The sequence below is a fragment of the Streptomyces sp. NRRL B-1140 genome (assembly GCF_001280065.1).
Classification (GTDB): domain Bacteria; phylum Actinomycetota; class Actinomycetes; order Streptomycetales; family Streptomycetaceae; genus Streptomyces.
On record NZ_LGEA01000008.1, the window covers coordinates 1 to 416 of the forward strand.

The 416-nt window shown below is 72.8% G+C and carries 1 protein-coding gene; it reads right to left on the reverse strand.

Annotation, left to right across the window (positions count from 1 at the left end):
• Positions 1–416, reverse strand: a 416-nt coding sequence (locus ADK65_RS02940) for an HNH endonuclease family protein (protein ID WP_159038707.1), incomplete at both ends; no start/stop codon positions are given.

The following is a 416-nucleotide window of genomic DNA, read 5'->3' on the forward strand; positions in this document are numbered from 1 at the left end:
TTGGTTGCGACCCACTCGGCGGCGTACCGGCAGTGCGCCTCGGCGGCAGGCGGCAGCCACTGGGCGGGGTCCTGGTCTGCCTTGGACCGGTTCGAGCGGGCGGTGACCGCGACCAGGCTGGTGGCCGCGCCCTGGTCGTTGGCGTACGCCTCGCGGCGCTGCGCCGTCCACGCCGACGCGCCGCTGTCCCATGCCTCAGCGAGGGGCACCATGTGGTCGATGTCCAGGCCGGAGGCTGACGTCACCCGCACCTGGTCGTAGTACGACCACCAGCTCCCGCCCGTCAGTCGGCAGTTGGCTCCGACCGCAGGGGCTTCGACGGCCTCGGAGATCAGGACCTCGGCGCGCGTGTTGCAGCCGTCGGTGGGGTTGGCGCCGGCGTTCCAGTGGCGGAAGGCGTCCCGGTCGTAGCCGTC